Source organism: Chryseobacterium carnipullorum (genome assembly GCF_900142785.1).
Classification (GTDB): Bacteria; Bacteroidota; Bacteroidia; order Flavobacteriales; family Weeksellaceae; genus Chryseobacterium; species Chryseobacterium carnipullorum.
Genome location: NZ_FRCD01000006.1, coordinates 231,566 through 241,442, shown reverse-complemented (window position 1 = coordinate 241,442; position 9,877 = coordinate 231,566). Strand labels below are relative to the sequence as shown.

At 37.6% G+C, this 9,877-nt stretch carries 11 protein-coding genes; 7 read left to right on the top strand and 4 right to left on the bottom strand.

Annotation, left to right across the window (positions count from 1 at the left end):
• Positions 1–133 precede the first annotated feature (133 nt).
• From BUC06_RS09025 to BUC06_RS09010, 4 genes are all read right to left on the bottom strand, one after another.
• Positions 134–1,420 carry a hypothetical protein gene (locus BUC06_RS09025; RefSeq protein ID WP_073332721.1) on the bottom strand — a complete coding sequence of 429 codons (1,287 nt, stop codon included), beginning with the start codon at positions 1,418–1,420 and terminating at the stop codon, positions 134–136.
• Positions 1,421–1,426: 6 nt separating this feature from the next.
• Complete coding sequence (locus BUC06_RS09020) at positions 1,427–3,646, bottom strand: NADP-dependent isocitrate dehydrogenase (RefSeq protein ID WP_073332719.1); 2,220 nt, start codon at positions 3,644–3,646, stop codon at positions 1,427–1,429.
• 106 nt (positions 3,647–3,752) lie between these two features.
• Complete coding sequence (locus BUC06_RS09015) at positions 3,753–4,868, bottom strand: cadherin repeat domain-containing protein (protein WP_073332716.1); 1,116 nt, start codon at positions 4,866–4,868, stop codon at positions 3,753–3,755.
• A 14-nt stretch (positions 4,869–4,882) separates the two neighbouring features.
• A complete protein-coding gene (locus BUC06_RS09010) occupies positions 4,883–5,335 on the bottom strand; it encodes a T9SS type A sorting domain-containing protein (protein ID WP_073332714.1) in 453 nt (150 codons plus the stop codon).
• A gap of 160 nt (positions 5,336–5,495) precedes the next feature.
• Between BUC06_RS09010 and tpx the strand changes: the two genes are divergently transcribed.
• The 7 genes from tpx to BUC06_RS08980 all read left to right on the top strand — a co-directional run bounded on the left by tpx (position 5,496) and on the right by BUC06_RS08980 (position 9,826).
• Positions 5,496–5,993 carry a thiol peroxidase gene (gene tpx / locus BUC06_RS09005; RefSeq protein ID WP_073332711.1) on the top strand — a complete coding sequence of 166 codons (498 nt, stop codon included), beginning with the start codon at positions 5,496–5,498 and terminating at the stop codon, positions 5,991–5,993.
• Positions 5,994–6,081: 88 nt separating this feature from the next.
• Positions 6,082–6,324: a VOC family protein gene (locus tag BUC06_RS09000; RefSeq protein WP_185116977.1), complete on the top strand. Its 243-nt coding sequence runs from the start codon at positions 6,082–6,084 to the stop codon at positions 6,322–6,324.
• Entirely contained in the window at positions 6,321–6,506 is a 186-nt protein-coding gene (locus tag BUC06_RS24100) for a glyoxalase superfamily protein (RefSeq protein WP_228423680.1), read from the top strand. Before BUC06_RS09000 ends, BUC06_RS24100 begins: the two co-directional genes overlap by 4 nt.
• A 106-nt stretch (positions 6,507–6,612) precedes the next feature.
• Entirely contained in the window at positions 6,613–7,824 is a 1,212-nt protein-coding gene (locus BUC06_RS08995; protein ID WP_073332709.1) for a DUF763 domain-containing protein, read from the top strand.
• Between the two features lie 241 nt (positions 7,825–8,065).
• Positions 8,066–8,656: a Crp/Fnr family transcriptional regulator gene (locus BUC06_RS08990; RefSeq protein WP_073332707.1), complete on the top strand. Its 591-nt coding sequence runs from the start codon at positions 8,066–8,068 to the stop codon at positions 8,654–8,656.
• Between the two features lie 77 nt (positions 8,657–8,733).
• On the top strand, positions 8,734–9,144 hold the full coding sequence (locus tag BUC06_RS08985; protein WP_073332705.1) for a VOC family protein: 411 nt from the start codon (positions 8,734–8,736) through the stop codon (positions 9,142–9,144).
• A gap of 220 nt (positions 9,145–9,364) precedes the next feature.
• Positions 9,365–9,826 carry a hypothetical protein gene (locus BUC06_RS08980; protein WP_073332702.1) on the top strand — a complete coding sequence of 154 codons (462 nt, stop codon included), beginning with the start codon at positions 9,365–9,367 and terminating at the stop codon, positions 9,824–9,826.
• Positions 9,827–9,877: the final 51 nt, after the last annotated feature.

The window sequence follows — 9,877 nt, the reverse complement described above, 5'->3', positions numbered from 1 at the left end:
TTTAATACATTCTAATTTGAAAGCAACGCTAAATTTTTCTTTTCTATACATAAAAAATGCCCCTAAAAAGTGTCTAACTTTTTGGGGGCAGTCCAATTTTGAGAGGATTTTTGATTGATAAATCAATAAAAATTTATTTGTCAAAAATTTCAATCATTACATTTTCAGGAATTACATTTGAATAATCATAATGCTGAAGATTAAGTTGAGTAATTGAACTTACACAAACCACCTTATTATTATAACTGAATACTTTATAAGGAAATCTTTTTGTATTGATTGTCTTGGTTTTTGTATAAGAATTGATGTTATAAAACTCAATTGTCTTAGCTATGCTTCCTGCGATAATACTGTTGCTATCAAAATCGAAACTTGAAAGCTTAGAATTTCCAGCCGGTAAATCATTTTGGTAAACCATTTGCGGATTATATACTGAACCTGAACTTGACGTAATGATTCTTCCATCAGGGAATGTTTCAAAGATTCTATAATTGAGAGGGTGATCTCCATGATAGGAATCGTCCTGATGACTGGTATAATTACCATTGAGATCAAAATTATACAGATCCATATCTACAGGTGAAATGTTCTGTGTTATGGTGTATAATTTTACAGAGGTCCCTACAGATTTTCTCATCCTTCCACTATTGCTATAAATTTGAGGTGATTGAGAAATTAAAGTTTTTGAAGCTCTGTCTGCTGATTTAATAATGTTGTTATTGATTGACGATCCATAAAGCTTACCATTGTGATAAACTGTACTTATGAGCGACATCGCGAAATTAATCTGATCTTTTAATGCTAAACTATTACCATCATAAATATCTACCCAGCCATCGTTTCTAGGAACATATAATTCTACATTTCCATTATAAATTCCAAGATCTGAGTATCCTAAAGTAGCATTAGTACTAATCTGATGGGTAATAGAACCCGTATTCACATCGTAAATTGCAATTTTTCCGTCAGTGTCCAAAAGGTATAACTTTCCGGAATTTTTATCAAACTGAGCATCAAAAACCTTAAGGTTAAGTAATTTAACCTCAGGTCTTTCAATTTTTATAACGTTACTTTTAACCTGTTCGCCGTTAGATTTAATACCAATAATCTGATATTCTAAGTAAGGGCTAAAGGGTACAGCCAATGTAGATACAAACTGATTCGTGCTAATGCTACCTAGTTCCGTCTGTTGCCCATTTGGAGAATCGCTTCTTGCAATTTTATAATGATCATAAGTATTATTTCCGCTGAGAGTCCATCTTAGGGTTACAGTTTCAGAGGTGTCATAGTAATTTGATGTTAAATTGATCTTATTTTCTATAACAGGAGGTGTTACCACCTCTGTAATGTCATCATCATTTGAGCTGCTACATGAAAATATTGAGAAATAAGCGAATAATATAATTATAGTTTTTTTCATAAAACCTTAAATTCCGTCAATAATTTCATTTAATACTGTACTTGGTCTCATCGCTGTATACGTTTTGTACGTGTCAGTTTTGTAGTAACCATCAATGTTCTGTGGCTTACCTTGAGCACTTATTAGTTCTGCATTAATTACCTCTTCACTTTCCTGCATGGCGTTCGCAACCGGAGCAAAATGAGAGGCCAGTTCAGCGTCAGCAGTCTGGTTAGCTAAAGCTTCAGCCCAGTACATTGCTAAATAGAAGTGAGAACCTCTGTTGTCGATTTGTCCCACTTTTCTTGCAGGAGATTTATCTGTAGCTAGGAACTTAGCGTTAGCTTCATCAAGTGCATCCGCTAAAACCTGAGCTTTAGTATTTCCTTGAGTCTGAGCCAGGTGCTCTAAAGAAGCCTGAAGTGCTAAAAACTCACCTAGAGAATCCCATCTTAAATAACCTTCTTCCAGGAACTGCTCAACATGTTTTGGAGCAGAACCTCCTGCCCCTGTTTCAAATAGACCGCCACCGTTCATCAATGGAACGATAGAAAGCATTTTTGCAGAAGTCCCTAATTCAAGGATAGGGAAAAGATCTGTTAAATAATCTCTCAATACGTTTCCTGAAACAGAAATCGTATCTTTTCCTTCTCTTGCTCTTTTAAGCGTTTCAGTCATCGCATCCTTTACATCCAGAATTCTGATGTCAAGACCTGTCGTATCATGATCCTTAAGATATTTTTCTACTTTTTTGATGATTTCTCTGTCGTGTGCTCTTCCTTTGTCTAACCAGAAAATAGCTGGAGTATCAGAAAGTCTTGATCTGTTTACCGCTAATTTTACCCAGTCCTGGATCGGAGCATCTTTCGTCTGACACATTCTGAAGATATCACCTTTTTCCACGTTTTGAGAAAGCAGAACATTTCCTGCTTCATCCTGAACTTCAATAGTTCCGTCTGCTGATGCCTGGAAAGTTTTGTCGTGAGAACCGTATTCCTCAGCTTTTTGAGCCATTAAACCTACGTTGGGAACAGAACCCATGGTCGTAGGATCTAATTTTCCGTGCGCTTTCATATCATCAATAACAGACTGATAGAAACCTGCGTAAGAACGGTCCGGGATAATACATACCGTATCCTCTTCCTTACCTTCTTTGTTCCACATTTTACCGCCTCCTCTTACAAGAGCAGCCATCGATGCATCAACGATGATATCAGAAGGAACGTGGAAATTCGTAATTCCTTTGTCAGAATTTACCATAGCCACTCTTGGTCCGTTAGCTAAAGCAGCTTCGATATCAGCTTTAATGTCAGCTTCCTGAGCATTTCCTTTGATTTTATCGAAAAGGTCAGCAAGACCGTTGTTTGGATTAACATCTAAAGATTTGAATGTTTCAGCATATTTGGTGAAAACATCTTTAAAGAACGTTTCTACGATAGCTCCGAAAATAATGGGATCAGAGATTTTCATCATCGTAGCTTTCAGGTGAGCAGAAAGAAGAACGTTTTTGTTTTTAGCTTCAGCGATAGCTTTCTGTACAAAAGCTCTTAAAGCATTTAAGTTCATTACAGAAGAGTCAATCACCTCTCCGGCCTGAAGACCTGCAAAATCTTTTAGTAAAGTTTCAGCACCGTCAGCTCCTTTGAATGTAATTTTATACTGTGTTGCATTCTCAAGCGTTATAGAGTTTTCTGTTCCGTAGAAATCTCCGTTGTCCATATGAGCCACATCAGTTTTGCTGTCAGAAGCCCAATCTCCCATTCTGTGAGGATTTGCTTTTGCATAATTTTTAACCGCTTTTGGAGCACGTCTGTCAGAGTTTCCTTCTCTTAGTACAGGGTTCACCGCACTTCCTAAAACTTTGGCATATTTAGCTTTGATTGCTTTTTCTTCGTCATTTTTAGGCTCTGCAGGATAATTGGGAACTGCGAAACCTTTAGATTGTAATTCAGCAATAGCAGCATCCAATTGAGGTGCAGAAGCTGAAATATTAGGTAATTTGATAATGTTTGCATCAGGTTGAGTCGCCAATTGACCTAATTCCGCCAAGGCATCACCGATCTTCTGGTCATCTTTCAAAAACTCAGGGAAGTTGGCTAAGATTCTTCCTGCCAAAGAAATATCAGGAACGGCAATCTCAATGTTTGCTGATTTGGTAAAAGCTTTTACGATCGGTAAAAACGAGTGTGTTGCCAACATTGGAGCTTCATCCGTAAGGGTGTAATAGATTTTTGATTTGTCTGACATTATACTGGTATTTATTATTTGATATTTTAAGAATCACAAATTTACTAAATATGATTGTTTTATGAAGGTATTTTGCATAAAAAAAGAGGCATGAGCCTCTTTAAATTTATAGTTGTGTAATTGTGTAAGTTCCGGTAGCATCAAAATTGAGACTGAATTCAACCTTATAGTTTTTGGGTACGGTAGAAGAAAGATTGGGAAAAGTAATTGCTGTACCTTCTATATCAAAAGATCCGTCATTCAGGTTATCTCCTAAATCTTCAACCTCTATACTCTCTGACGCAAGCTGGATATAAAATGAACCTCCTGTACTGGTGGTAACTCCATTGATAATGGCCGTAAATTTTCCTGTAGCATTATTATAGGTTACCGAAGTTAAAGGCGTGGTACCTGAGATAGCAGTAAACCTGATTTTAGGAACAAAGTTGAAGAAACCAGCCCTCATTTGCGGACCGTTTGGAGCGATCAGAATCTGGTAGTATCCGTTGGACGAAACATTATAATTACTTCCGTTAGCAGTAACGAATCCGTTGGAGTCTGAACCGTAAACCTGTGCACCATTAGCCGGTGAAGCTATGAATTTAATCTGGGTATTGGCCTGAAGGTATTTATAACCCACTTTCGTAGTGCCGTTTCCCCGTAGTAATTCGGCGGAGGAAGGAGTAAAGGAGTTATAGGATCCATACGTATATAAGTTGGAAGGTAAAGTATTACCGGATGAACTCGTATTCGTAGGCAGACTTAACATACCGGAGTCGCTTACGTTTAATGTATAATTGGTTCCGTTCGGAGATACCAGAGTAATCCCCTGGCCAGGACCAGTAACGATTGTTTTACTTACCTGTGAATATGGAACACTCATCAGTTGGTTTATCCCGACATTGGTGTAATTGGAACCACCCTGCGGATCCATTTCCACTTTGACGAATTTGGTATTGGTTCCCCAGTTAATTCCTCCGAAGCTCCCTGTAGATGCAGTTCCCTGTCCAATATTTAAATTAACCAGACCTTTTGCGTTAGTCGTTTTGTTATGGGTTTCAGTATACAGAATGTTTCCTGTAGCAGAGTTTTCTAGAATGCTGACTCTTAATGAAATGTTTCCATTAGCAATCGGTGCTCCTGAAGCATTAAAAGCAATAGTCTGATAGCTGAAAGCCTGTGGAACCTGTGCACTTAGTAAAGCAGCAAGATATAATCCTATAGCTGTGTAAAGTTTTTTCATGTTTTGAATAGTTTTTAAGGTTTTTTAATGATTTTAATAGGTTGAAGGTCCGGATTTTTAAAAGTAAGCATATACACTCCGGAATTAAGACTGCGGAGATCAAGCTTCCCACTGTTCAGTTTCGCTTTTAATACAAGCCTTCCTGCAGTGTCGTATACTTCTGCATCCTCAATTTTCGACTTAGAATTTAAAGTGATATAAACAAAATCAGCAGTAGGATTCGGATAGATTTTTACATGGTCTTTTTCAAGTTCTTTGACGCCTAAAACCTTTAAAACAGATTGGTAATACATGCCCATAGTCCCTGAATTAGCCTGGTCAGGATCGGTAGGAATGACATAGATTTCTCCTACAGAATGCGTAAAATTGGTGTCAGAAACTGCTCCGGAATTGATATTGCCGATCACAGACTGAGCGAAACCAAAAACAGGCAACCCAAAGAGCAGGAAAGTAATTTTTTTTCGCATAGTTATTATTTTTTGGATTGCGAATATATATAAAATTTTAATCAGAAAAATCATCGGAGGCAGATAAGTACATTTATTTCTACTTTAAGAATTATTTAACCTTTAATGCGCTCCAAAAACTTTCTATTTTAAGTAAATTTGAAGAACAAAAAAATAAATTATGTCAAATATTACATTAAAAGGAAACGCCGTTAATACAATAGGAACTTTACCATCAGTAGGAACTACCGTTAAAGACTTTGCTTTGCTGGATTCAGGATTAAATGTGAAAACGCTTGAGAGTTTTGAAGGAAAGAAAAAAGTATTCAATATTTTCCCAAGTATTGACACGCCTACCTGTGCTTCTTCTGCAAGAAAATTCAATGAAGAAGCTTCGAGCTTGGAAAATACCGTGGTAATCAATGTTTCTAAAGATCTGCCTTTTGCTTTGACAAGATTCTGTGCAGCTGAAGGATTGAATAATGTAGAAACCCTTTCAGATTTCAGAAGCAACTTTGGGGATGACTATCAAGTAACCATTACTGATTCTCCTCTAAAAGGACTTTTAAGCCGTGCTGTCATCGTAACTGACGAAAATAATAAAGTGGTTTATACAGAACAGGTTTCTGAAATTGCAGACGAACCCAATTATAGTGCAGCTATTGAAGCATTAAAATAATTTTAAGATAAAATTTTTATAAAAGCCTTGTGAACGTTTTATTTTGCAGGGCTTTTTTGGGCCATTATATCATCTAAATTCATTCAATATGGTAAAGAGAATTGTCGCCAGTATAAAATCTGATGATCTTTCAAGAGCAGATCATTTCTATCATGATATTTTGGACCTTAACCTACTCATGAACCATGGCTGGATTAAAACTTTCGGAAACTATGAAGAAGCAAAATTTCAGGTAAGTTTTGCCGCTCAGGGAGGAAATGATACCGAAGTTCCTTTACTTTCAATAGAAGTGGATAATGTAGATGAATTGTATGACCAAATACAACAATAGCGGCCTATCAAAGGGAACTGATTGAAAAAAAATACAGATACAACCGCCCTGGACTTGAAAAAGCCTTCTACGGAGCAGTATCATTTACCGTAAACGACCCTTTTGGAAATACAATCATATTCAACGAAGAATTTGATGATGAGAAGCACAAAGGCCTTCAGTTTTATTCAGGGGATCACTAGAGGAGAGTTGGTTCGCAAAAGATGATACAAGCTTTGTTCAAAAATGGATAACATACAGATGATTCAGATCATCAAAAAATTCACCGGATAACACTACCTTTACATGATGAAACGTTCAGGAACTGCAGATATGCCTCTACACTACGGAAAAGTACCGCCATGGCTGTATGAGCGTATGTCCGCGCTTGGACTTTCCATTATTGAAGTAATCTTAATGGATTATGGTAAAGATGAAGTCCTTCGGAGATTGGCAGATCCGTTCTGGTTTCAGAGCTTTGGAGCTGTCATGGGAATGGATTGGCATTCATCAGGGATCACGACTTCCGTAATGGGGGCTTTGAAACGTTCCATTAATCCTAATTCTCAATCACTTGGCCTTTATATCTGCGGGGGAAAAGGTAAATTCTCCAGAGAAACACCATCAGAACTTCTTCAGATTGCTGATAAAACAGGGCTGAATGGTCATGAACTGGTGAGAGCCAGCAAACTTTCCGCAAAAGTAGATAATACGGCCATTCAGGATGGCTATCAGTTGTATCTGCACAATTTTATTTTAGCAGATAACGGAAGCTGGAGCGTCGTACAACAGGGAATGCATGAATCGGACGGGACGGCCAGACGGTATCACTGGCATTCCGGAAATATCAAATCATTTATAGAAGAACCGCACACAGGGATCAATGGGGTTTCAAGAGGAAAAATCCTTAATCTTACCGATGCAGAAGCTTCAGGGAACAGAAAAGGAATTCTGGATATTTCACATACCGATTCCATTGATGTGATGAAAGATTTTTCAAGGTTGATTCTTCCTGCGCATCACGATGTTCAGGCTTCAGATGTTGATTTAAAACGTTTGGGTGCTCTTTTATATCTCACTCGTGAGCAACAGCCTCAGAATTTCGAGGATCTTTTAATGCTCGAAGGAGTAGGACCAAGAACCATGCAGTCATTAGCGTTGGTAAGTGAAGTTATCCACGGAGCTCCCTCAAGATTTGCTGATCCTGCACGATTTTCCTTTGCCCATGGTGGAAAAGACGGACATCCTTTCCCGGTTCCTACCAAAACCTATGATGAAAGCATCAGCATTCTTAGAAAAGGAATAGAAAAATCAAAACTCGGAAATTCAGATAAACTGAATACTTTAAATAAACTGCATCAGATTGTAGCGGACACCGAAAAAGACTTTACACCAGATTTTGATATCCAGCAGGTCATCGAAGAAGAAAGACAAAATTCATGGCGCTTTGGAGGGAAAACAGTATTCGGAGATGCAGAACCACCCAAAAAAACAAAACCCATTCAGCTTTCTCTATTCTGATATAAATATCTAAATGATTTCCATTAAGTGGTAACCATTCCCGTCCTTGTGAGGATTGGACAATCGAATATTTGAAGGGATGGCTAAAACATGTTTAATTATTTAGAAACAGTAAAAACAGTTAGTAACAATACAGTTAAATGCGGCTTTCTTTATGCATTCCTTCAATTTGTTTAATTTTTCTTATTTGCGATTCAATTAAAAATCATATTTTTAAAATCTTAAAAAAAACACCGACTCCATGACCAGCAAAGCCTTAGAAATCTGTTATGATTTCCCGTTTTTTATGCAGGAAGAGCTTGAGGAAATATTTCAGGCTCACGAAAAAGTCTCATTTCAAAAAGGAGATATCGTTCTTGAAGAAGGAAAAACGGCCAATGAATATTATATTCTGGAAAAAGGTCTGGCCCGTTCCTATGTCAACGATTTTAGCGGAAATGAAGTAACCACCCATTTTTTTGCAGATAATGAAATCATTATCGAAGTCCTGTCTCTTTTCCAGAGAATTCCTTCCCAGGAAAATATCGTATGCATTACAGACTGTGAATGCTGGAAGTTCGACTTTGAAACATTCCAGGAGCTGTTCCATAAAATACCCAATCTTAGAGAATGGGGCAGATCATGGATGTCAAAAGAGCTTTTTGCCTATAAACAGCGTTCCGTAGAAATGTTTACCCTTTCTGCAACCCGGCGTTATCTTAATCTCTTAGAGCAAAAATCGCAGGTAGTACAGTTTGCACCTCTCAAGCAGATCGCTTCTTATCTTGGTGTTACCGATACTTCTTTGAGCCGTATCCGCAAAGAAATAGTTTCCCATCCAAAGAAAAATTAAATCTTGTCTTATGACAAGTTGATTTTCATGGAGGCTCGGTAATTTTGGTTAAAAGTTTAACATCAAATACTTATCATATGAAAATCAATCAGATCTACGTCAATCTTCCCGTAAAAGACGTACAGAAAACAAAAGAATTTTGGACCCAACTTGGTTTTTCTGTCAATGACCAGATGTCAAATGAAAAATCCGTTTGTGTCGTTATGAAAGAAGGGCAAATCTACGTTATGTTTCTCACCGAAGAATCTTTCCGGACTTTTTCCGAAAGACCTGTGCCCAATGGTGATACTACACAGGTTCTTGTTGCCATTAGCCTTGACAGCCGGGCAGAAGTTGACCAGGTAGTGAATACAGCTTTGGAAAATGGTGCTACCCAACATGAGGAGCCTCAGGATTACGGATGGATGTACCATAATTCTTTTTGGGACATTAACGGACATGGCTGGAATGTGATGTTTGCGGATAGTTCTCAAATGCCCGCAGAATAGCTTGAAATAAGGTAGTCTATCAATATAATCCATTAATATTTCCTGTTAATCTATTCCGGAAAGGCAAAATAATCACATACAATCCCGGCAATTTTGGAAAGTCGCACAAAACCATCGGTGGCTATCCGGATACCCTGTTGAAAAAATTGAAGATTGGGTCTGTTTTCCGGTTCAATGAATCCAGTTGATGGATAGGAGATGAAAATAAAAAGATAACGATATGGAAACACAATCCAATGATATAGAAATCGTAAAAATTCAGGTATTCAGTAACTTCAAAGTGATTTCAATGAATATCGACAGCATTACCCATCAAGAATCTATGATCTTTCCGAATGGAGAAGCCAACTGCATGAACTGGATTTTAGGACATCTTATTTATATCAGAAATGCATTTTTAAATGTTCTGGGAGAAGAATCTTTATGGGATAATGAGAAATTTTCATGCTACAACAGAGGAGCTGTTCCCCTTGAAAGAAAAGAGGAACTGATTACTTTTGAAGAACTGAAGTCTTATCTGCAGCAATCTCAGGATAAATTAGAAGCAAAGCTCATCAGTATTGAACGTTTTAATCCGGAAACAATTAATGATATTGCCATTTTATGCTTTCATGAAAATTATCACAGCGGACAATTAGGATATCTTAGAAGAATTCTCGGAAAACCCGGCGCTGTAAAGTAGGGTTAAAAGTATCTGCCAGATTATTCAGACAGGACTTTTTATCCAAACGCG

Bases quoted from the DNA above. Each gene is read 5' to 3' on its own strand.
- BUC06_RS08990 (WP_073332707.1), top strand. From the start codon at position 8,066: ATGACCAGCAAAGCCTTAGAAATCTGTTATGATTTCCCGTTTTTTATG.
- BUC06_RS08985 (WP_073332705.1), top strand. From the start codon at position 8,734: ATGAAAATCAATCAGATCTACGTCAATCTTCCCGTAAAAGACGTACAG.
- BUC06_RS09015 (WP_073332716.1), bottom strand. From the start codon at position 4,868: ATGAAAAAACTTTACACAGCTATAGGATTATATCTTGCTGCTTTACTA.
- BUC06_RS08995 (WP_073332709.1), top strand. From the start codon at position 6,613: ATGAAACGTTCAGGAACTGCAGATATGCCTCTACACTACGGAAAAGTA.
- tpx (WP_073332711.1), top strand. From the start codon at position 5,496: ATGTCAAATATTACATTAAAAGGAAACGCCGTTAATACAATAGGAACT.
- BUC06_RS09010 (WP_073332714.1), bottom strand. From the start codon at position 5,335: ATGCGAAAAAAAATTACTTTCCTGCTCTTTGGGTTGCCTGTTTTTGGT.
- BUC06_RS09020 (WP_073332719.1), bottom strand. From the start codon at position 3,646: ATGTCAGACAAATCAAAAATCTATTACACCCTTACGGATGAAGCTCCA.
- BUC06_RS09025 (WP_073332721.1), bottom strand. From the start codon at position 1,420: ATGAAAAAAACTATAATTATATTATTCGCTTATTTCTCAATATTTTCA.
- BUC06_RS08980 (WP_073332702.1), top strand. From the start codon at position 9,365: ATGGAAACACAATCCAATGATATAGAAATCGTAAAAATTCAGGTATTC.
- BUC06_RS09000 (WP_185116977.1), top strand. From the start codon at position 6,082: ATGGTAAAGAGAATTGTCGCCAGTATAAAATCTGATGATCTTTCAAGA.